Source organism: Aeromonas sp. FL131 (assembly GCF_049860615.1).
Taxonomy (GTDB): Bacteria; Pseudomonadota; Gammaproteobacteria; order Enterobacterales; family Aeromonadaceae; genus Aeromonas; species Aeromonas hydrophila.
Genome location: NZ_CP187595.1, coordinates 1,704,323 through 1,727,029 on the forward strand (window position 1 = coordinate 1,704,323; position 22,707 = coordinate 1,727,029).

The following is a 22,707-nucleotide window of genomic DNA, read 5'->3' on the forward strand; positions in this document are numbered from 1 at the left end:
CCCATCACTGGAGATAACAAGATGAAACAGCGAATCGTACTGGCCCTTGGTGGCAATGCGCTGGGCAACAACCTGCCCGAGCAGATGAAGGCGGTGCAGAGCACGGCGGGCACCATTGCCGACCTGATCGCCCAGGGGCACGAGGTGGTGGTGACTCACGGCAACGGCCCTCAGGTGGGGATGATCCAGCAGGCGTTCGAGGTGGCGGCCCGCCACGATCCCAAGGCGCCCCATCTGCCCATGTCGGTCTGCGTGGCCCTGAGCCAGGGGTACATCGGCTATGACCTGCAAAACGCCCTGCGCGAGGCCCTGCTTGAGCGCGGCATCCATAAGCCGGTCGCCACCCTGGTGACCCAGGTGGAGGTGGATAAAAACGATCCCGCCTTCCTCGACCCGAGCAAGCCCATCGGTGGCTTCTTCAGCAAGGAGGAGGCTGAGGCGCTGATGGCCAAGGGCGAGCGACTCAAGGAGGATGCCGGTCGCGGCTATCGCCGGGTGGTGGCGTCCCCCAAACCCATTGACATCATCGAGAAAGAGACCGTCTCTGCCATGCTGGCCGCCGGTCAGGTGGTGATCACCGTCGGGGGTGGCGGCATTCCGGTGCTGCGCGAGGGCAATCACCTGCGCGGTGCCAGTGCGGTGATCGACAAGGATTGGGCCAGTGCCAGACTGGCGGAGCTCATTGACGCCGACATGCTGATCATCCTTACCGCGGTAGAGAAGGTCGCCATCAACTTCGGCAAGTCCGATGTGCAGTGGCTCGATCAGCTGAGCGTCGCCGATGCCAACAGCTTTATCGCTCAGGGGCAGTTTGCCAAGGGCTCCATGTTGCCCAAGGTGGAGGCGGCGCTCTCGTTCGCCACCTCCATGCCGGGGCGCAAATCCCTGATCACCCTGCTGGAGAAGGCCGCCGACGGCATTGCCGGCAAGACTGGGACCCTGATCAGCCTGTAGCCTCGCCTTTGATGGTTGCAAACAGGGGGCCCAAGGCCCCCTTTCTGTTGGCCGGTGCCAGGGATTGGCAGAGGGAAGCATGGGCCGGCCAGCTCTTATCCGCGGTGGGCAGGGGGACGGCAGAGGAGTAAGATGGCGCCCCGAATGGCGGACGCACCGACCGCAGCAGCAACAAGGCAGCACAATGAATAGCAAGTTGAACATGGCGGCGCTGGGGGGATTGATCCTGCTCACCGCCATCTGGAGTTACAGCTGGATCGTGATGAAGCAGGTGATGCTCTATGCGGGGGCGTTCGAGTTCACCGCCCTGCGCTGCCTGTGCGGATCCCTGGTGTTGCTGCTGGTGCAGTGCCTGCGCGGACGCCGTTATCTCAAACCCACCCCGTTTCGCTATACCCTCGCCATCGCCCTGTTCCAGACCTGCGGCATGGTGGGATTGGCCCAGTGGGCGCTCATCAGCGGCGGGGCGGGCAAGGTGGCTATTCTGAGCTACACCATGCCGTTCTGGGTGGTGATCTTCGCAGCGCTCTTTCTGGGGGAGCGGATGCGCAAGCTGCACTATCTGGCGGTCGGGGTGGCCGCCTGCGGCCTGCTGTTGGTGATCGAGCCCTGGCAGCTACACCTGGATTCCATGAAGAGCGCGCTGCTGGGCATTGCCTCCGGCATCTGCTGGGGGATCAGCGCCATCATCGCCAAGCGGATGTATGCCCGCCACCCCGGGGTGGATCTGATGTCCCTCACCACCTGGCAGATGATCTACGCCACCGTGGTGATGGCATTGGTGGCGGCGCTGGTGCCGGAGCGACCCATCGACTGGCAGCCCTATGTGTTTGGTGCGCTCGCCTATAGCGCCATCTTCGCCACGGCGCTGGCCTGGAGCCTCTGGCTGTTTGTGCTGAAAAAGCTGCCGGCGGGGATCGCCGGGCTCAGCACCCTGGCGGTGCCGGTGAGCGGCGTGCTGCTCTCCTGGTGGCTGCTTGGTGAAAATCCGGGGCCGGTGGAGGGGAGTGGCATTGGCCTTATCGTGCTGGCCTTGGTCGTCATCAGCCGAAAGGGCAAACGTTCCCTGGTGTCGGTGGCGGGGGAGACCCGCATCAAGCACGGCTGAGTTGATTGTCGGCAACGAGATAAAAAGGGCCCGCCATCATGGCGGGCCCTTTTTGTTGGTGCGCTGGCTTATCTGCGCTGGGCCAGATGCATCATGGCTTCCAGCACGGCGCCACCGATCGCTCGCGCCTTGTCAGAGACGGTAGTGGGATCGGCCCGCTCGCCTCTGGGGTCGATGTCACCGATCTTGAAACCGACGGTCACCTCGATGCCATCGCTGAGCAGCCCCCGCACCATGCCGGAGAGCGGCGCTATGATGGGAGCATCCCCCACGTGGGCGATCACGTCCCCCTCCTGCACCAGATCGCCGAGCTTGATCAGGCTCTTCATCACGCCGGCGACGGGGGCGCGCACCACCCGGCGGGCGGAGTGCCCCTCGATCACCCCGGGAATGCCGGTATTGGGCTGGGCGGGGCCCTGATAGATGACCCGCCCCAGATGGTGGCCACGGTTGGTCTCGATGACCGCATCGCAGTCGCGCCCCGCCTCGAAACCCGGGCCAAGGGCCACCGTGATGGGGGCCATCTCCCTGTGGGTGCCGAGATTCTGCTTGGCGAGGATGGCATCCACCAGATAGCGGGGCTTGAGTTCGGCGAGGGTCGCGCAGTCGGGGTCAACCAGCAGCGGAATGACGCCCAGATCCAGCTGCTCGAACGCCTGCTCGACGCTCTCGACCCGCTTGGCTCGCACCCCCTCAACGCGGGTTTCACCGTCGAACATCCCCTGGGCGAAGGCGACGGTGCGGCGGATCACAGTCGGCTTGTCGAGATCCAGCATCACCACCTTGAAGCCGGCATGGTAGAGGCGCAGCGCCACCCCGGTGGCGATATCGCCGGAGCCACGCATCACCACCAGCTGATCCCGCTTGAGGCGCACGTCATCCTGCATCAGGCCACCGGCCTTGCCATTTTTCACCTGCAGCAGCTCGGCGAGGATGCTGATGGCGATCTCCTCGGGGGTCTCGGCACCTATGTTGTAGCCGATGGGGGCGTGCAGCCGCTGCAGTTGCTCCTGACTCACCCCTTGCTGGCGCAGGGCCTGGGTGAAGGTCTGTACCTTACGCTTGCTGGCGAGCAGCCCCAGGTAGGCGAGGGGACGGCTGATGAGCCGATCCAGCGCCTCCTTGTCCTGATGGTTGGTGGCGATGATGACGAAGTTGGCGGGTTCGATGGCAAGCTGCTCGATCACCGCGCTGATGGTATCGGCCTGCTGCAGATGGGTGCCGGCCGGGAAGCGATCTGGGCTGAGGCTCCCCTCGAAGCAATCCCCCACGTGGATGTCAAAGCCGAGCGGCGCCGCGGCATGGGCCAGTGCCCGGTTGACGTGGCCGGCGCCGATCAATACCAGCCGGGGGCGCAGGCCGTAGACGTCGATATAGACCGACATGGCGCCGCCGCAATCCGAGCCCACCGCATGTTCGCCGTTGCGGGCCATCCGGCCGTGGAAGATGCGCGGTTTGCGCTCGGCAATGGCGGCCATGGCTTCCTCGATCACCAGCCGCTCTATCATGCCGCCGCCGATGGTGCCGAGGATCCGGCCATCGGCCATCACCAGCATCTGGGCCTGATGGCGCGGGGTGGAGCCCCGGCTCTCGATGATCTGGGCCATGGCAAAGGGAGTGTTCTCCTGCTCCAGTCGGGCAGCGTGTGCAAACAGATTCATAAGGTACCTCGTATCATCCTTAACGGGTCAGTGACTGCGCGGCTTCGGAGGCAGGCCGACAGCAAACATGGTGAATGGCGCCGGGTTCACGCACGGCCCCCTGCCAGATGGCGTGGAGCTCGGGGTGGTGTTGCAGCAGGTTTATCAGGGCGGGCAGCCACTGCTGCTCATTTTGATAATCGCCATTGATAAACCAGACTCGGCGCGCCCCGGGCGGGGTGCCCTTGAACGCCCCCTCGGGGTGGGCGATGAGCCGATCAAACAGGGCCCAGTCGAGCCGTTCACCGGCCGCAATCCCGCACAGGGCCTGGAACTCGGCCCAGCGGTGGATCTGCGCCGGGTCGGCGCTGGCTCCCACCATGGCGCCGCCCACCAGGGCGATCACCCAATCACTGTGCTGAGGAATGCAAGGTTCGTGCAAAGCGGGCGCTTTCAATAACTTGTGATGGGCGCCGTCCGCCTCCACCAGGATGATGTCGAAGCGTTGCTGCCCCTTGAGCAGATCGATCTGCTGGGGGCTCGGCCCCACCGCCTTGCCGCTGGCCCGATCGAGGTGGCTGAACAGCACCAGCTGCATCGGTTCATCGGGCAGCGCCTGGCAGCGGGTCAGCTGACGGATGGGGTCGGCCTCGATCAGCAGGGTGCGCCGAGAGGAGGGGGCAGGCAGAAACATCCGGGTGCTGGTGGTGAGCAGCACCTTCTTGCCCTGTTGATGGAAATAGTCGGCCAGCCAGAAGAGGGTGCTGGTTTTCCCCCCGGCGCCGCAAAGACTAATTAAAGTGGTACGCCCATCAATATTTTCGGTGAGCGGGTTTAATACACTCTCGATATTTGGCGAGGTGAGCAGGATGGGTGATGAAATAGCCATGGAGACGACCGATGAAAATAGAGGCGCGGTCAGTGAGAAGCACTGGCATTCGCGCGAGCGGTGTGACTGCCTAATTACGGCGGCCGGGCTCTCATCACGAATGGGCGCGTGGAAATTGATGCTACCGTATCGCCAGAGCACGATTCTTGATGAGAGTCTCAAAAATGCCATGGTGCTGTGTGACCGGGTCATTCTGGTGGTGGGACATCGCGCCGATGAGCTGATCAGCCGCTACGCCAATCACCCCCGTATCCGGCTGGTACACAACCATGATTATGCACAGGGGCTTGGCAGCTCCATCCGTGCGGGGCTCGCCGCCTGTACCAGCGATCACCTCTTCGTGAGCCACGGCGATCTGCCCTGCATTCCCCCCGAGATATTCCGCACGCTCTGGCAGGCGCGGGGGGACGAGACCCTCTTTCCCTCCTATCAGGGGGAGGCGGGCCACCCCGTGCTGTTGCCCAGAGCCCTTGCCACCGCGCTGGCAGCAGCGCCTGCACAGGGTTCGGTGCGCCGCTGGCTGCTGGCGCACCCTCATCGATTCATCGAGGTGCAGAGCGACGCCATCCTGCAGGATGTGGATACCCCGGAGCGCTATCAGGCGCTGCTGGCAAACGAAGCATTCGAGCGCTGAACTGGTCGGCTGGCAGGGGCTTGCCCGGTCTTGGTTTGCATATTTATCCCCTTGTCGAACCCGTTATCAGGGACCTACAGCGGCCGTTATCATCCTGGCCGGCCTGATAATGGCGCTGGCCGCACTCTTTATCAAACTGATAGCGCGCCGCGCCAAAGTGAGATCATTTTTAGCCGTGAGGGCGGCGTTTCCATTATTTAAATTCGGTGTTGATAGCCACTCTCATTGTCGAAACTGGTATCGGCTTTCGATGTTTTATTAATTGGAGGTGCCTCACGTTTTTATGGCTGAAAAATAAAAAGATCCGGCGCTGGCCTGATTGTTGCTCTTGTCAGTTTCAAGGGGCTTTTTATGCGTGGTTGTGGATGGGCCCCATTTATTCACCCTGTCAATGAGCAGTGCCGCTGCAAGGAGATCAACATGGGCGATATTATGCGACCCGTTCCCTTCAAGAACCTTCTGGTCCGTATCTTCTCGGAATATAAAGCGAGTCAATCCATCTTCGGCATTCCCGCCGCGCAATTCTATCGCAAGCAGGACGAGCGCAAGATCAAGGTGTTCGGTGAAACCTGCGAGACTCCCATCGGCCCGGCAGCCGGCCCCCATACCCAGCTGGCCCAAAACATCGTCACCTCCTGGCTGACCGGCGGGCGCTTTATCGAGCTCAAGACGGTGCAGATCCTGGACCGTCTCGAACTGGAAAAGCCCTGCATCGATGCCGAAGACGAGTGCTTCAACACCGAGTGGTCCACCGAGTTCACCCTGCCCAAGGCGTTTGACGAGTACCTGAAAGCCTGGTTTGCCCTCTACCTGCTGGAAGAGGTGTTCGACCCGCGCCTCGACGGAGAGGCCAAATCCTTCATCTTCAACATGAGCGTGGGGTACAACCTGGATGGCATCAAACAGCCACCGATGCAGCAGTTCATCCACAGCCTGATGGATGCAAGCAGCAATCCGAAATTTGCCGAGTACCAGCAGGTGGTACGTGACCTCGTGGCCGACGAGCAGTTTATCGCTGAGCTGGGGCTGGGGGCGCACCGCGCTCGCCTGCAACAGCTGGCGGAGCGCATTCCGGCCGAGCTGGTGCACGGCGTCACCCTCTCCACCATGCACGGCTGCCCGCCCAACGAGATCGAGGCCATCTGCCGCTACATGCTGGAAGAGAAGGGGCTCAACACCTTCGTCAAATTGAACCCGACCCTGCTGGGCTACCCGCGGGTGCGCGAGATCCTCGATGCCTGTGGTTTTGATTACATCGGTCTGAGCGAAGCGTCGTTCGATCATGACCTCAAACTGGATCAGGCCAAGGCGATGCTGACCCGCTTGATGGCGCTGGGGGCCGAGAAGGGGCTCACCTTCGGGGTCAAGCTCACCAACACCCTCGGCACCATCAACCGCAAAGGGGCGCTGCCCGGCGACGAGATGTACATGTCCGGCCGTGCGCTGTTCCCGCTCTCCATCAACGTGGCCGCCGTGCTGTCCCGCGCCTTCGATGGCAAGCTGCCCATCTCCTACTCGGGCGGCGCCAGCAAGTTCAACATCAGCGATATCTTCGAGACCGGTATTCGTCCCATCACCATGGCCACCGACCTGCTCAAACCGGGTGGCTACCTGCGCCAGATTGAGTGCCTCAACGAGATCGACGCGTCCGATAGCTGGGCCATGACCCAGGTCGATGTCGAGAAGCTGGAAGCCCTTGCCGCCAAGGCCCTCACCATGGATTACACCCAGAAGGAGTGGAAGTCCGAGGATCGCATCGAAGTGGGTGGCGGCCTGCCGCTGACCGACTGCTACGTGGCGCCCTGCGTCACTGCCTGCGCCGTGCATCAGGATATCCCCGAGTACATTCGCCTGATGGGCGAGGGGGAGTATGTGGCTGCCCTTGAGCTGATTTATCAGCGCAACGCCTTGCCCGCCATCACCGGCCATATCTGCGATCACCAGTGCCAGTACAACTGCACCCGTCTTGATTACGACAGCCCGCTAAATATCCGCGAGCTCAAGAAAGTGGCGCTGGAGCGCGGCTGGGAAGGGTACAAGGCTCGCTGGCACAAACCGGCAGGCAGCGGTGACAAGCACCCGGTGGCGGTGATTGGCGCCGGCCCGGCCGGTCTCTCAGCCGGTTACTTCCTGGCCCGTGCCGGTCATCCGGTCACTCTGTTCGAGCGTGAAGCCGATGCCGGTGGCGTGGTCAAACACATCATCCCCGAGTTCCGGATCCCGGCCGAGCTTATCCAGCACGACATCGACTTTGTCGCCGCCCACGGGGTCAAGTTCGAGTTTGGCTGCGATCCGGCGCTCACCGTCGACAAGCTGCACGCCCAGGGCTTTACCTATGTCTTCGTCGGCATCGGCGCCGACAAGAATGGCGGCATGCGTCTCGAAGGGGGTCATGATCGGGTCTACAAATCCTTCCACTTCCTGCGCAGCTTCAATCAGGGCAAGCCGCTGCCGCTGGGCCGCCATGTGGCTGTGGTCGGCGCCGGCAACACCGCCATGGACTGCGCCCGCGCCGCCCTCAAGGTGCCCGGTGTCAGCGATGTGACCGTTATCTACCGTCGCAGCGAAAAAGAGATGCCCGCCTATCGCGAGGAGTATCTGGAAGCGGTGGAAGATGGGGTGCGTTTTTGCTTCCTCACCAATCCGGAGCGCTTTGACAAAGATGGCAAGCTTGTCGTGCGGATGATGGCGCTGGGGGAACCCGACGAGCAGGGCCGCCGCCGTCCGGTGCCCACCGAGCAGACCGAAGTGATGCAGATGGATGCCCTGATCACCGCCATCGGTGAACAGCCTGACTGCGAGGTGCTCAAAGCCATGGGGATTCCTCTTGGCAGCGATGGCTGGCCCGAGGTGGATGGCCAGACCGGCGAAACCAGCCGTCGCAACGTCTTCCTCATCGGTGACGTGCAGAGCGGCCCGTCCTCCATCGTCGGTGCCATCGGCGGTGCCCGCCGCGCCGTGGATCTGGTGCTGGCCCGCGAGCATATCGCCAGCCAGCAGCGTGACGTGACCACCCAGCCGTCGGGCAAGGATGAGATCTACCGCCGCAAAGGAAACATCGCCATCACTCTGGTGGACAAGGGGGAGCGCGATGCCTTCGTGGCGCAAGAGGCGCACCGTTGCCTCGAGTGCAACTACCTCTGCAGCAAGTGCGTGGATGTCTGCCCCAACCGGGCCAACGTCGCCATCGCGGTGCCGGGCTTCAAGGACCAGTTCCAGACCCTGCACCTAGATGCCTACTGCAACGAGTGCGGCAACTGCGCCCAGTTCTGCCCCTGGCAGGGCAAGCCCTATCAGGACAAGGTCACCATCTTCAGCCTGCCGGAGGACTTCGACAACAGCCGCAATCCCGGTTTCTATCTGGCGGATGGTGGCGAACTGCGGGTGCGTCAGGATGGCGAGACCTATCGCCTGACCATCGACGCCCAGAGCCGGATCAAGGATGCACCAGCGGCCCTTGGCGACATGTGCCGCATCATCAGCCATGTCCACGCTCATCACCACTACCTGCTGGGGGCCGTCGAGGCCTGAGCGGACCACGAATAAGCGAAGGAGCCAACCATGTTTATTCTGAAAAACGTCACCGCCGTCCAGCTGGAGCCGACCCTGGTGCTGGAGGGGGTGGATATCGCCATCGAAGGATCGCTTATCAAAGCGGTGGGGCCCAATCTGCGGGCCCTCTACCCAGAGGCCACCTATCGGGAGATGGGCGGCAAGCTGGTGATGCCTGGCATCGTCTGTGCCCACAACCACTTCTACTCCGGCCTGTCGCGGGGGATCATGGCCAACATCGCCCCTTGCCCGGATTTTATCTCCACCCTGAAAAACCTCTGGTGGCGGCTCGATCGGGCGCTCGATGAGGAGTCCCTCTACTACAGCGGTCTCATCTGCTCGCTGGAGGCGATCAAGGGCGGCTGCAGCGCGGTGATCGACCACCACGCGTCGCCCAACTTCATCAAAGGCTCCCTGAACGTACTGCGCAAAGGGTTTGTGGAGGCGGGTCTGCGCGGCATGACCTGCTTCGAGACCACGGATCGCAACGGCGGCCTCGCCGAACTGCAGGCCGGGGTGGAGGAGAACATCCTGTTTGCGCAGGCCATTGATGCCGCCAAGGCCAAGGGGAGCGAACCCTATCTGGTGGAGGCCCACATCGGCGCTCACGCCCCCTTCACCGTGCCCGACGAGGGGCTCGCCATGCTGTGCGAAGCGGTGCAGGTCACCGGTCGCGGTCTGCATATCCATGTGGCGGAAGACCGCTACGACATGGCCCACGGCCACCACCACCATGGCAAGGAGCCCATCGCCCGGCTGGACGAGTTTGGCCTTGTCGACAGCAAGACCCTGATCGCTCACGGCATTTACTTAAGCCCGGCCGACATCGAGCTGCTCAACAGCCGCGATGCCTTCCTGGTGCACAACGCCCGCTCCAACATGAACAACCACGTGGGCTACAACATGCACCTGCCGGAGTATCGCAATCTGGCGCTCGGCACCGATGGTATCGGCTCCGACATGCTCGAAGAGCTCAAGTTTGCCTATTTCAAGCACAAGGATGCCGGCGGGGCGCTCTGGCCAGACAGCTTTGCCCGCTTCCTCTGGAACGGCAACACCTTGCTTGAGCGCAACTTCGGCGCCAAATTTGGCCGCCTGGAGCCGGGCTACAAGGCCGACCTCACCATCTGCGACTACGCCGCACCGACCCCGCTGGCACCGCGCAACCTCGGCGGCCATCTCGCCTTTGGCATGGGCTCATCCTCGGTCAACAGCGTGATGGTAGAGGGGCGCATGGTCTATCAGGATCGCGAGTTCGCCTTTGACGTCGAACCCATTTATCAGCAGGCCAGCAAGGTGGCGAGCCGCCTGTGGCAGCGGATGGATCAGCTGGCCTGAGGCCACCCTCCGCACGTTTGGACTGGATTGCCCGCCCTGTGGATTTTCCCGGCGGCGGGCAGCAAGAGTAAGGACGACACATGATTGAGCAATTCTTCCGACCCGAGCAACTGGGTCAGGCTTTGGAACTCAAGGCCCGCTTTGGCAACGACGCCGTCTACATGGGGGGCGGCAGCAAGCTCAACGCAGCCCCGACCCGCACCGACAAGAAGGTCGCCATCTCGCTGGACAAGCTCGGACTTGGCCAGATTGAGCAGCAGCACGGTCAACTCCACATCGGCGCTACCGTCACCCTGCAAGCCCTCAAAGATGACCCTCGTACCCCGGCCGCCCTGTGCGAGGCGCTGGGGCTTGTCTACTCCCGCCATCTGCGCAATCAGGCCACCATTGGCGGCGAAATTGCCTGCCAGCAGCAGGACTCCCCGCTGCTGCCGGTATTGCTGGTACTCGAAGCCGTGGTGGTGCTGGAGAACAACCAGCTGCAACCCATCGATGCCTACCTGGCCGGCCAGCGCAAGGAGCTGATGCTGGGGGTGGTGCTGCCGGAGCCCGCGCTGCGCTGCGCCACTCGCCGCATCAGCCGCAACGCCGATGGTCTGGCGGTGATGACCGCCGCCGTGGCCCTCGATGCCCTGGGTGAGATGCGGGTCGCCGTTGCTGGCGTTACGCCGCAACCGATGCGCCTGCGTGATGTGGAGCGCCGCGATCTGCACGATGCCGCGCTGGAGGCGGCCGTGAGCGAGCTGGTTGCACCGCGCGAGGATCTCGGCGGCAGCGTGGCCTACAAACGCTATATCAGCGGCGTGGTGGTGGCGGATCTGCTGGTGGAGTGCCAGCAGCAGGAGGTACAGGCATGATGGAACTCAATTTCACCCTGAACGGTGCCCTGCGCACCGTCATCACCCCGGCGGGTGAGAATGCCCAGCGGGTGCTGTTCAACCAGTGCCGGATGCACTCGGTGCGCAACAGTGACGACGGCTTCGGTTTTGCTGGCTCCGACGCCATCCTCTTCAACGGCAAGGTGATCAACGCCTCCCTGCTGATCGCCGCACAACTGGATGGGGCGCAGGTGCGCACCGCCGAGTCACTGGGTAGCTGGAACCAGCTCAGCCTGGTGCAGCAGGCCATGGTGGATGTGGGCGTGGTGCAGTCCGGCTACAACGATCCGGCTGCGGCGCTCATCGTCACCGACCTGCTTGATCGCCATCCCGAACCGACCCGTGATCAAATCGACGACGCGCTCTCGGGCCTGTTTCACCGGGACGGCGGTTACCAGCAGTTCTATCAGGCCATCGAGCTTGCCAGCTCGCGCCTCAAGGATCCCGATTACCTGTGCCAGATTGCCCCCGAGTTTCGTGACGACCTGCGCCACATCGGCAAGAGCTGCCCGAAAGTGGATGCTGCCAAGATGGTGCAGGCCAAACCCTGCTACGTGGAGGACAGGGTCAGCGAGGATGCGCTGGTCATCAAGATGCTGCGAAGCCCCCATCCCCATGCGGTGATCACCAAACTCGACGTGAGTCGCGCCGAAGCCATGCCGGGGGTGGTGCACGTCATCACTCACCTCAACTGCCCGGATGTCTACTACACCCCGGGTGGCCAGAGCGCCCCTGAGCCGTCACCGCTGGATCGCCGCATGTTTGGCCGCAAGCTGCGTCACGTGGGTGATCGGGTGGCCGCCGTGGTGGCCGAGAGCGAAGCCATCGCATTGGCCGCACTCAAGCTCATCGAGGTCGAGTATCAGGTATTGCCGGCGGTCATGAACATAGACGAGGCGATGGCCCCCAATGCACCCCTGGTGCACGACGAGCCCATCATCTACATGGCTGGTGCCCCTGCGGATCTCGAGCAGCAGAACGCCTGCTCGGTGCGCCGCGGCGACGAGCACATGATCATCAACTTCCCCATCGGTTCCCGTCCGCACGAGAACCTGGCCGCCAGCGTCCATGGCCAGATTGGCGATGTGGCAGAAGGCTTTGCCGAGGCAGACGAGATTGTCGAACGTACCTACGAATCGACCCAGGCCCAGCAGTGCCCGACCGAGCCGCATATCTGCTTCACCTACATGGATGGGGAGCGTCTGGTCATTCACGCCTCCACCCAGGTGCCCTGGCACGTGCGCCGTCAGGTGGCACGCATCGTCGGCATGAAGCAGCACCAGGTGCATGTGATCAAGGAGCGGGTAGGGGGCGGCTTTGGCTCCAAGCAGGATATCCTGCTGGAAGAGGTGTGCGCCTGGGCGACCAGAGTCACCGGCCGTCCGGTTACCTTCCGCTACACCCGTGAAGAGGAGTTCATCAGCAACACCTCCCGCCATGTGGCCAAGGTAAAGGTGAAAGTGGGGGCCAAGAAAGATGGCACCATCACCGCCATCGAGATGGATTTTCGCGCCAACACCGGCCCTTACGGCAACCACTCTCTGACGGTGCCGAGCAACGGCCCGGCGCTCTCCCTGCCGCTCTATCCGTGCGAGAACGTGCGCTTTACCGTCAATACCTACTACAGCAACATCTGCCCGACCGGCGCCTATCAGGGTTATGGTGCGCCCAAGGGCAACTTCGCGCTGACCATGGCGATTGCCGAACTTGCCGAGAAACTCGGCATCGATCAGCTCGACATGGTGGAGCACAACCGGGTGCACGAAGGGGACATCCTCAAGGTGCTGGGTGCCATCGGCGAGGGCAAGATGCCTACCTCGGTGCCCCATGCGGCCAGCTGTGCCCTTGAACCCATCCTCAAGCAGGGTCGCGAACTTATCGAGTGGGATAGCCCCAAACCCGCCGACGGGGATTGGCGCATCGGCCGTGGCGTCGCCATCATCATGCAAAAATCGGGGATCCCGGACATCGATCAGGCCAACTGCATGGTCAAGCTGGAATCGGACGGCACCTTTATCGTCCACTCCGGTGGCGCCGATATCGGCACCGGCCTCGATACAGTGGTGGCCAAGCTGACTGCCGAGGTGCTGCACTGCCCGCTCGGGGATGTGCACGTCATCTCCGGTGACACCGACCACGCCCTGTTTGACAAGGGGGCCTACGCCTCGTCAGGTACCTGCTTCTCCGGCAACGCGGCCAAGAAGGCGGCCGAGAACCTCAAGGAGAAGATCCTGTTCCACGGCGCCGCCATGCTGGGCGAGCCGGTAGCCGATGTTGAACTGGCGTTCCCGGGCCTGGTGCGCGGCAAGCTGGGGGAGGTGAGCCTCGCCAAGCTGGCCCACAAGGCCGAGACAGGTACCGGCTTCGGCATCCTGGTGGGCACCGCCAGCTACATCACCTCGGAGCTTGCCTTCCCGTACGGGGCCAACTTCGCCGAGGTGGCGGTCAACGTCAGAACCGGTCAAATCCGGCTCGACAAGTTCTACGCCCTGCTCGACTGCGGCACCCCCATCAACCCGGAGCTGGCGCTCGGCCAGATCTACGGGGCGACCATGCGGGCCATCGGTCACTCCCTGACCGAGGAGATCTGCTACGACGGCAAGGGCATTCCGCTCACCCGGGATCTGAAGAGCTATGGCGCGCCCAAGATTGGCGACATTCCGCGCGATTTTCGGGCCTTCCTGGTACCGAGTGACGACAAGGTCGGCCCTTACGGCGCCAAGTCCATCTCGGAGATCGGTGTCAACGGCGCCGCGCCCGCCATCGCCACCGCCATCCACGACGCCTGCGGTGTCTGGCTGCGCAAGTGGCACTTCACGCCGGAGCAGATCCTGCGCGAACTGGGCAAGCTGGAGCAACAAGCGTCGGCATAACAAAAGAAAAGGTGAGGGGCGGGCGCAGGCTCGCCCCCAGCACCTGACAGCGGAATGAGTACTCCGCCCATATTCTGTGTGATGGGACAATCAAGATGTCTAAAACAACACGCAAGCACTCGGACCTGATTTACGCGCTCGAAGACAAACCACCCTTTTACCAAACCCTGATGGGGGCCGTGACCCACCTGCTGGCCATCTTTGTGCCCATGGTGACGCCGGCCCTGATCGTGGGCGGGGCCCTCGGCCTCTCCACCGAGACCACAGCCTACCTGGTCTCCATGGCGATGATCGCCTCCGGCATCGGCACCTGGCTGCAGGTGAACCGTTACGGCCCCATAGGATCGGGGCTGCTCTCCATCCAGTCGGTCAACTTCTCCTTCGTCACCGTGATGATTGCGCTTGGCAGCGCCATGAAAAAAGATGGCCTGCACGAGGAGCTGATCGTCTCGACCCTGCTCGGGGTCTCCTTCGTCGGCGCCTTCCTGGTGATGGGCTCCTCCTTCGTGCTGCCTTATCTCAAGCGGGTGATCACCCCCACCGTGAGCGGGGTGGTGGTGCTGATGATTGGCCTGAGCCTCATCAAGGTGGGGATCATCGACTTTGGCGGCGGTTTCTCCGCCATGAGCAGCGGCACCTTTGGCAAATACGAGAACATCGGCCTGGGGCTGCTGGTGCTCTGCGTCATCGTCGCCTTCAACTGCAGCAAGAGCCCCTTGCTTCGCATGAGCGGCATCGCCATCGGCCTGCTGGTGGGCTATGCGGTGGCCCTGATGCTCGGCATGGTTGATTTCTCCGCCCTTGAGAACCTGCCGCTTATTACTGTGCCCATCCCGTTCAAGTACGGTTTTTCCTTCGATCTGCACGCCTTCGTGCTGGCCGGCACCATCTATCTGTTGAGCGTGCTGGAGGCGGTGGGGGACATCACCGCCACCGCCATGGTTTCCCACCGGCAGATCCAGGGCCCCGAGTTCCAAAAACGGCTCTCCGGCGGCGTGCTGGCGGACGGCCTGGTGTCGGTGATCGCCTCGGCGCTCGGCTCCCTGCCGCTCACCACCTTCGCCCAGAACAACGGCGTCATCCAGATGACCGGGGTGGCCTCGCGCCACGTGGGCAAGTTCATCGCCGTCATCCTGGTGCTGCTGGGGCTCTTCCCTGTTGTGGGACGCTTCTTCACCACCATCCCATCCCCTGTGATGGGGGGCGCCATGGTCATCATGTTCTCCATGATCGCCATCGCCGGCGGTCGCATCATCATCAGCCATGGTTTCGATCGGCGCGAGACCCTGATCGTCGCCACCTCCCTGGGTCTTGGGCTTGGTGTCTCCTACGACCCGAACGTGTTCAAGGTGCTGCCGGCGGGGATCTACATGCTGGTGGAGAACCCCATCTGCGCCGGCGGCATCACTGCCATCATCATGAACCTGGTGCTGCCGCAAAGCCGCAGACGCCAGGCGGCCGCCAATGCCGCCGAGGCGGTGGAGATGATCCAGCTGAGCGACAAACCCGACAGCCGTTTTGCCACCCGGCCCGCTCCGTCAGCCACAGCCTGCCAACAGGGGCTGGCGACGGACGAGGCCCAGGTGCGCGCCCCGCAAGTGGATCGCGGCTAACGAACAACAAGAGGGAATTGAGAGATGAAAAACGACAACTCCGTCAAGGCGGTGCGTGGCAGCTTCTTTGACATCACCCGGGTGGTGAGCCAGCCCGAGGAGATAGAGCCCAATGCCCGCCTCATCGAAGACGGCCTGCTGATCATCCGCAACGGCTGCATCGACTGGTTCGGCCAGTGGGAGGAAGGCAAGGATCGCATTCCGGCCCAGGTGCGGGTGCGCGACTATCGCGGCAAGATGATAGTGCCCGGCTTTGTCGACACCCACATCCACTACCCGCAAAGCGAGATGGTGGGGGCCTATGGTGAGCAGCTGCTGGAGTGGCTCAACCGCCACACCTTCCCGGCCGAGCGGCGCTACAACGACCTCGAGTACGCCCGCGAGATGTCCACCTTCTTCATCAAGCAGCTGCTGCGAAACGGCACCACCACGGCGCTGGTGTTCGGCACTGTCCACCCCGAGTCGGTGGATGCCCTGTTCGAGGCGGCCAGCCGCATCAACATGCGGATGATCGCCGGCAAGGTGATGATGGATCGCAACGCCCCCGACTATCTGCTCGATACCGCCGAGAGCAGTTATGAACAGAGCAAGGCGCTCATCGAGCGCTGGCACGGCAACGGTCGCTTGCTCTACGCCATCACGCCGCGCTTTGCCCCCACCTCGACCCCGGCGCAGCTGGCGATGGCGAGACGACTGCGCGAAGAGTACCCGACCACCTATCTGCACACCCACCTGTGCGAGAACAAGGACGAAATAGCCTGGGTCAAATCCCTCTTCCCAGAGCATCAGGGCTATCTCGACGTCTATCACCAGCACGGGCTGACCGGTCACAACTGCGTCTTTGCCCACTGCGTCCATCTGGAAGAGCAGGAGTGGGATTGCCTGAAAGAGACCAGCTCCACCATCGCGTTTTGTCCCACCTCCAATCTGTATCTGGGCAGTGGCCTCTTCAAGCTGCACAAGGCGTGGCACAAGCAGGTGAAGGTGGGGATGGGCACCGACATCGGTGCCGGTACCACCTTCAACATGCTGCAGACCCTCAACGAGGCCTACAAGGTGATGCAGTTGCAGGGCGAGCGCCTCTCGGCCTATCAGGCCTTCTACCTGGCCACCCTGGGCGGCGCCCATGCGCTCGGGCTGGACGAGCAGATCGGCAGCTTCGCGGTGGGCAAGGAGGCGGACTTCGTGGTGCTCGACCCGGTCGCCACCCCGCTGCAGCAACTGCGTTATGACAACTCCACCACCCTGCGCGACAAGCTGTTCGTGCTGCTGACCCTGGGGGATGACAGATCCATCTACCGCACCTACGTGGATGGTCAGCTGGTGCACGAGCGGGGCTGATCCGGTTTTCAAAGCAGAGGGGCGGGCATGCTCGCCCCGGGAACACGGCAGCAGGGGCCAGCGTGGCGCCTGCGCCGCACGACAGGCGGGGCGCTTGCCCCGCCACAGCAGGTGAAATGGCCCGGTTTTTTTAGATGGCAAGTCAAACGTTTGCCTTGCCTGCCAACCCCATGATGCCGGCGACCGTGGCAGCAGAGATCCACGGCACCGACCGCCATTTCGTCACGACACATTCAGGGATGCAGGAAGGAGTCGGCCATGAGCCAGACAAACAGGATAAACGAGATGGACGGGGCAGTTGCGGACAAGGGGGCGGCGGCGGGACGACAACCCGCCGGCGGCGCGCTCGATCGCTACTTCATGATCAGCGAGCGGGGCAGCAACGTGCGCCAGGAGGTGCTGGCGGGGCTCACCACCTTCCTCGCCATGGTCTATTCGGTGATCGTGGTGCCCAGCATGCTCGGCAAGGCGGGTTTTCCCCCCGGCGCCGTGTTCGTGGCCACTTGTCTGGTGGCGGGCTTTGGTTCGCTGCTGATGGGGCTTTGGGCCAAGCTGCCGATGGCCATCGGCTGCGCCATCTCGCTTACCGCCTTTACCGCCTTCAGCCTGGTGCTGGGGCAGCAGATCTCCATCCCGGTGGCGCTCGGCGCCGTCTTTCTGATGGGGGTGCTGTTTACCGCCATCTCGGTGACCGGGGTGCGCAGCTGGATCCTCGACAACCTGCCGATGGGGATCGCCCACGGCACCGGCATCGGGATCGGGCTCTTCCTGCTGCTGATCGCCGCCAACGGGGTGGGGCTGGTGATCAAGAACCCGCTGGAGGGGCTACCGGTGGCGCTGGGGGCCTTTACCTCCATGCCGGTCATCATGTCCCTCATCGGGCTGGCGGTCATCGTCGGGCTGGAGAAGCTTAAAGTTCCGGGCGGGATCCTGCTGGTGATCATCGCCATCTCCATTTTCGGCCTCATCTTCGATCCGGCGGTCAAGTACCAGGGGCTGTTCGCCATGCCGAGTCTCGCCGACGAACAGGGCAAGTCCCTCATCTTCAGCCTGGACATCATGGGGGCGCTCTCGCCGCTGGTGCTGCCAAGCGTGCTGGCGCTGGTGATGACGGCGGTGTTTGATGCCACCGGCACCATTCGCGCGGTGGCGGGGCAGGCCAACCTGCTGGACAAGGATGGCCACATCATCAACAGCGGCAAGGCGCTCAGCGCCGACTCCATCAGCAGCATCTTCTCCGGTCTGGTGGGGGCCGCGCCGGCCGCCGTCTACATCGAATCGGCGGCGGGCACGGCGGCAGGCGGCAAGACCGGCCTCACTGCCACCGTGGTGGGGGTCTTGTTCCTGCTGATGCTGTTCCTCTCGCCGCTCTCCTACCTGGTGCCGGCTTATGCCACCGCGCCGGCATTGATGTACGTGGGGCTGCTGATGCTGAGCAACGTCGCCCGGCTCGACTTCGATGACTTCGTCGGGGCCATGTCCGGCCTGCTGTGCGCGGTCTTCATCGTGCTCACCTGCAACATCGTCACCGGCATCATGCTGGGCTTCAGCGCCCTGGTGATCGGCCGCATCTGCTCGAAGGAGTGGCGCAAGCTCAACGTCGGCACCGTCATCATCGCCCTGGCGCTGGTGCTCTTCTACGCCGGCGGCTGGGCCATCTAGTCCGGATCATTTCCTTCTCTTGGCGGGGCCAGCCTCTCTTGGCCGGCCCCGCGCTGCAAACCGAACTCATACCATTTTGATAACGGGGCTTACCAGATTGATAACGCCGCCCGACACTGGCGCCGCCGCGTCCTCCATGGGCTGCAGCTGCGGGGCTGGTCACGGCCATGACGGAGAGCCTGATGGGCGCCGGATGGGATCTTCTTCACACTTCTTCCCTTTGCTCGCCGCCTTTGCCCCCCGGTTGGCCCGCCTTGCCGGAAACGGGCGCATATCTTGCTGTTTTTTATACCGGTTCTGATTTTTTCTGCCTGACAAAGGACTTGCATATGTCCATAGGATTACCGCTCAAGCGGGTGGATGCCGAGGCCAAGGTGACCGGCAGCGCCCGCTACACCGACGACAACATCATGCTCGGCATGCGCCACGCCAAGTACGTGCGAAGCCATATCGCCCACGGCAAGGTGCTCACCATCGATGCCAGCGAAGCGCTGGCGCTGCACGGGGTTGAAGCCGTGTTCACCCACGAGGATGTGCCCACCACCTGTTTTCGCACCGCCGGTCACGCCTGGTCCCTCGATGAGACCAAGCGGGATGTGAAAGACCGCCGCCTGCTCACCGACCATGTGCGTCACTTTGGCGATGGCGTCGCCATCGTCGTAGCCCGCGATCCGCTGGTGGCCGAGAAGGCCGCCGCCCTGGTCAAGGTGACCTACGAGCCGCTGCCGGTGATGACGGATGCGGCCAGCGCCCTGGCCGAGGGGGCTTATCCCATCCACCCAACCGGCAACCTGCTGCGCCAGAGCCAGATCCGGGCGGGAGAGCCGGAGCAGGCCATCGCCGCCGCCGACTTGCAGTTCAAGGGGCACTACCAGACGCCGGTGGTGCAGCACTGTCATCTGGAGACGGTGACCTGCTACGCCTACATGGATCAGCCGGACCACATCATCGTCGTCACCAGCACCCAGATCCCCCAGATTGTGCGCAGCCGGGTGGCCAAATCCCTCGGCTTGCCCTGGTCCAGCGTGCGGGTGATCAAGCCCTACATGGGCGGCGGTTTTGGCAACAAGCAGGATGTGCTGGAAGAGCCGATGGCGGCATTTTTGAGCTACAAGCTTGGCGGCGTGCCGGTCAAGGTGACCTTGAGCCGGGAGGAGTGCTTCTTTGCCTCGCGCACCCGCCACGGTTTTGCCATCGACGGCACCCTCGGTATCAACCGGGATGGCACCCTCAAGGGGTATCAGCTGAACGTGCTCTCCAACACCGGCGGCTATGCCTCCCACGGCCACTCCATCGCCAGCGCCGGCGCCAACAAGATAAGCTACCTCTATCCGCGCAGCGCCTTTGGCTATGACGCCAAAACCTTCTACAGCAACCTGCCCACCGCCGGTGCCATGCGCGGCTACGGCGCGCCCCAGGTGGTGTTTGCCCTCGAATGCATGCTGGATGACGCCTGCGCCGAGCTGGGACTGGATCCGCTTGCGGTACGCATCGCCAACGTGGCGCGCGAGGGGGATGTCAATCAGGTCAACCAGAAGACCATCTACAGCGCAGGGCTCCCTGAGTGTCTGCGCCGGGGTGGCGAGCAGTTCGAGTGGGAACGGCTCAAGGCCGAGTGTCTGGCGCAGGAACCGGCAAGTCGGGTACGCCGTGGTATCGGGGTGGCCTGTTTTAGCTACGGCTCCAACACCTATCCGGTAGGGGTCGAAATTGCCGGCGCCCGCATGCTGCTCAACCAGGATGGCACCGTCAATCTGCAGATCGGTGCCACCGAGATAGGGCAGGGCTCGGATACCGTCTTTGCCCAGATGGCGGCCCAGACCTTGGGCATTCCGTTTGAGCAGATCCGGGTCATCTCGACCCAGGATACCGACATCACCGCCTATGATCCGGGTTCGTTCGCCTCGCGCCAGAGCTATGTGGCGGCCCCCGCCATCCATCAGGCGGCGCTGCAGTTGCGGGCCCGCATCCTGTCGCTGGCGGCTCAGCTCTGCCATCAGGACGTGGGATCGCTGACCCTGATCGACGGTTACGTGGTGCTGGCGGGTGCGCCGGACAAGGTGCTCATCAGCGTCGCCGAGGTATCGGTCAACGCCTATTACCACCTCACCATCGGCGGCCAGATCACCTCGGAAGTCTCCCACAAGACCACCACCAACCCGCCGAGCTTTGGCTGCACCTTCGTCGATCTCAGTGTCGACATCGATCTCTGCAAGGTGACCATCAACCGCATCCTCAACCTGCACGATGCGGGCAAGATCCTCAACCCACAGCTGGCAGAGGGGCAGGTGCACGGCGGCATGGGGATGGGGATCGGCTGGTCGCTGTTCGAGGAGATGATCATCGACGCCAAGACCGGCGTGGTGCGCAACCCCAACCTGCTCGACTACAAGTTCCCCACCATGCTGGATTTGCCCGAGCTTGAATGCGACTTCGTGCAGACCTACGAGCCCCAGTCGGTCTATGGCCACAAGTCACTGGGGGAGCCGCCCATCATCTCGCCGGGCCCGGCGATCCGTAACGCCATTCGCATGGCGACCGGGGTCGCCATCAACGAGCTGCCCATCACCCCCAAGACCCTGTTTCGGGAGTTTGTCGCGGCGGGTCTGATTGGCGAGGGAGCAGGGGAGGAGCAACGCCATGTTTGATATTGCCCGTTATTACAAGGCCCACAGCGTGGCCGAGGCGGTCGCCCTGCGCCAGGCCGACCCCGAAGCGCGCCTGCTGGCTGGTGGCACCGATGTGATGATCCAGCTCCATCACCTCAACGCCGCCTATCGCCATATCGTCGATATTCACGACTTGCCTGAGCTCAAGGGGGTGAGCGAACTGGCTGACGGTTCTATTCGCATCGGTTCTGGCACCACCTTTACCGAGCTCATCGAAAACGAACTGGTGCAGCGCCGCCTGCCGATGCTGGCGGAAGCCGCCGCCACCATCGCCGGCCCGCAGATCCGCAACGTGGCCACCTATGGCGGCAACATCTGCAACGGCGCCACCAGTGCCGACTCGGCGGCGCCCACGGTCGCACTGGAGGCTGAGCTGGAGATCGCCGGCCCCGATGGCACGCGCCGCATTCCCATCGCCGGCTTTCACACCGGCCCGGGCAAGGTGGCGCTGCAACCGGCGGAGATCCTGGTGGCATTGCACTTTGCCCCGGACGCGCACCCCCAGGTGGGCTCCCACTACTTCAAATACGCCATGCGGGGGGCCATGGACATCGCCACCATCGGCTGCGCCGCCTATTGCCAGATTGAGGATGGTCACTTCAAGCGCCTGCGGCTGGCCTACGGCGTGGCGGCCCCGACGCCGGTGCGCACCCCGCACGCGGAAGCGGCGGCCGAGGGGCAACCGCTGACCCGGGCGACGTTGGCGGCCATTGCCGAGGCGGTGGGGGCCGACGTGGCGCCGCGCTCCTCCTGGCGGGCAGACAAAGAGTTTCGCCTGCACCTGATCAAAACCCTGGCGCAGCGGGTGATCACCTGCGCCGTCGAACGTGCCGGAGGCAAGATCCTATGATGCAACCGCAAAGCTGTCCCACTGTTGCGATCCAGTGCGAGATCAACGGCAAGCCTTACTCCTACGCGGTGTCGCCCACCATGTCGTTGCTTCACTTCCTGCGCGGGCAGGGGCTCATCAGCGTAAAAGAGGGGTGCAGTGTCGGTGAGTGCGGCGCCTGTACCGTGCGGGTGGATGGCACCGCCATCGACAGCTGCCTCTATCTGGCGGTGTGGGCCGATGGCAAATCCATTCGCACTGTGGAGGGGGAGCGGCAGGGCAATGAGCTCTCCGACGTGCAGCAGGCCTTTATCGACGAGGGGGCGGTGCAGTGCGGCTTTTGCACCCCGGGCCTCGTGATGGCGAGCGCCGCCCTGCTCGACAAGACAGATCGCCGTCCCTTGACCGACGCGGAGATCCGCCGCGGCCTGTCGGGGAATCTGTGTCGCTGCACCGGTTATCAGAACGTGGTACGGGCGGTGAAGAAGTGCTGCAAGGGGTGACGGGCTCACCCCTCGATTAGCCTCGCAAGCCGTCGTTCGGCAGCGAGGTGACAGCGCCTGAAATAGGCCGAGAGGTTATTTTCACCCCGCTGCTCAAGCGTGCATCCCGTTATTTCGGGCGGGCAGTGGGGGGCACCTATCCCGTGTCACCCATCTGTTCGCCTGAATAACAAACAATCGGCTGCGCGCGGCAGCCGGTGGGGTGGCAAGCGACTGTTTTTACG

The 22,707-nt window shown here is 63.3% G+C and carries 15 protein-coding genes; 13 read left to right on the plus strand and 2 right to left on the minus strand.

Translation table 11 applies throughout. The annotated features are described in order from the left end of the window. Positions 1–21: 21 nt before the first annotated feature. Together arcC and ACPW75_RS08060 are read left to right on the plus strand one after the other, a co-directional pair. Complete coding sequence (gene arcC / locus ACPW75_RS08055) at positions 22–954, plus strand: carbamate kinase (protein WP_077095480.1); 933 nt, start codon at positions 22–24, stop codon at positions 952–954. A gap of 184 nt (positions 955–1,138) precedes the next feature. Beyond that, positions 1,139–2,062 (plus strand): DMT family transporter, encoded by a 924-nt coding sequence (locus ACPW75_RS08060; RefSeq protein ID WP_077095479.1) that lies wholly within the window; start codon positions 1,139–1,141, stop codon positions 2,060–2,062. A 68-nt stretch (positions 2,063–2,130) separates the two neighbouring features. Here ACPW75_RS08060 and yqeB read toward each other — a convergent pair whose 3' ends face one another. Together yqeB and yqeC are read right to left on the minus strand one after the other, a co-directional pair. Continuing rightward, a complete protein-coding gene (gene yqeB, locus ACPW75_RS08065; RefSeq protein WP_077095478.1) occupies positions 2,131–3,723 on the minus strand; it encodes a selenium-dependent molybdenum cofactor biosynthesis protein YqeB in 1,593 nt (530 codons plus the stop codon). Positions 3,724–3,742: 19 nt separating this feature from the next. Further along, positions 3,743–4,591: a selenium cofactor biosynthesis protein YqeC gene (gene yqeC, locus ACPW75_RS08070; RefSeq protein ID WP_077095477.1), complete on the minus strand. Its 849-nt coding sequence runs from the start codon at positions 4,589–4,591 to the stop codon at positions 3,743–3,745. On the opposite strand from yqeC, the gene mocA reads away from it, so the two are divergent. The 11 genes from mocA (at position 4,590) to xdhC (ending at position 22,483) form a co-directional block, all read left to right on the plus strand. Then, positions 4,590–5,225, plus strand: a complete 636-nt coding sequence (gene mocA / locus ACPW75_RS08075; protein WP_256821929.1) for a molybdenum cofactor cytidylyltransferase — start codon at positions 4,590–4,592, stop codon at positions 5,223–5,225. The two genes, yqeC and mocA, sit on opposite strands and share 2 nt — an antisense overlap. 420 nt (positions 5,226–5,645) lie before the next feature. Continuing rightward, positions 5,646–8,756, plus strand: a complete 3,111-nt coding sequence (gene ygfK / locus ACPW75_RS08080) for a putative selenate reductase subunit YgfK (protein WP_077095475.1) — start codon at positions 5,646–5,648, stop codon at positions 8,754–8,756. 30 nt (positions 8,757–8,786) lie between these two features. Beyond that, positions 8,787–10,115: a putative aminohydrolase SsnA gene (gene ssnA / locus ACPW75_RS08085; protein ID WP_077095474.1), complete on the plus strand. Its 1,329-nt coding sequence runs from the start codon at positions 8,787–8,789 to the stop codon at positions 10,113–10,115. 80 nt (positions 10,116–10,195) lie between these two features. Continuing rightward, complete coding sequence (gene ygfM / locus ACPW75_RS08090; protein ID WP_077095473.1) at positions 10,196–10,972, plus strand: molybdopterin-dependent oxidoreductase FAD-binding subunit; 777 nt, start codon at positions 10,196–10,198, stop codon at positions 10,970–10,972. Beyond that, positions 10,969–13,866, plus strand: a complete 2,898-nt coding sequence (locus tag ACPW75_RS08095) for a molybdopterin-dependent oxidoreductase Mo/Fe-S-binding subunit (protein ID WP_218668657.1) — start codon at positions 10,969–10,971, stop codon at positions 13,864–13,866. The genes ygfM and ACPW75_RS08095 overlap by 4 nt, the downstream gene beginning before the upstream one ends. A 95-nt stretch (positions 13,867–13,961) precedes the next feature. Beyond that, positions 13,962–15,479, plus strand: a complete 1,518-nt coding sequence (locus tag ACPW75_RS08100) for a nucleobase:cation symporter-2 family protein (RefSeq protein WP_077095472.1) — start codon at positions 13,962–13,964, stop codon at positions 15,477–15,479. Between the two features lie 24 nt (positions 15,480–15,503). Continuing rightward, a complete protein-coding gene (gene guaD / locus ACPW75_RS08105) occupies positions 15,504–16,820 on the plus strand; it encodes a guanine deaminase (protein WP_077095471.1) in 1,317 nt (438 codons plus the stop codon). Between the two features lie 285 nt (positions 16,821–17,105). Further along, positions 17,106–18,482, plus strand: coding sequence for an NCS2 family permease (locus ACPW75_RS08110; protein WP_011706033.1), 1,377 nt, complete (start codon positions 17,106–17,108; stop codon positions 18,480–18,482). Between the two features lie 329 nt (positions 18,483–18,811). After that, entirely contained in the window at positions 18,812–21,130 is a 2,319-nt protein-coding gene (gene xdhA / locus ACPW75_RS08115) for a xanthine dehydrogenase molybdenum-binding subunit XdhA (protein WP_077095470.1), read from the plus strand. Then, on the plus strand, positions 21,123–22,001 hold the full coding sequence (gene xdhB, locus ACPW75_RS08120; protein ID WP_077095469.1) for a xanthine dehydrogenase FAD-binding subunit XdhB: 879 nt from the start codon (positions 21,123–21,125) through the stop codon (positions 21,999–22,001). Before xdhA ends, xdhB begins: the two co-directional genes overlap by 8 nt. Then, a complete protein-coding gene (gene xdhC / locus ACPW75_RS08125; protein WP_077095468.1) occupies positions 21,998–22,483 on the plus strand; it encodes a xanthine dehydrogenase iron sulfur-binding subunit XdhC in 486 nt (161 codons plus the stop codon). Before xdhB ends, xdhC begins: the two co-directional genes overlap by 4 nt. The last annotated feature ends 224 nt before the right edge of the window (positions 22,484–22,707 follow it).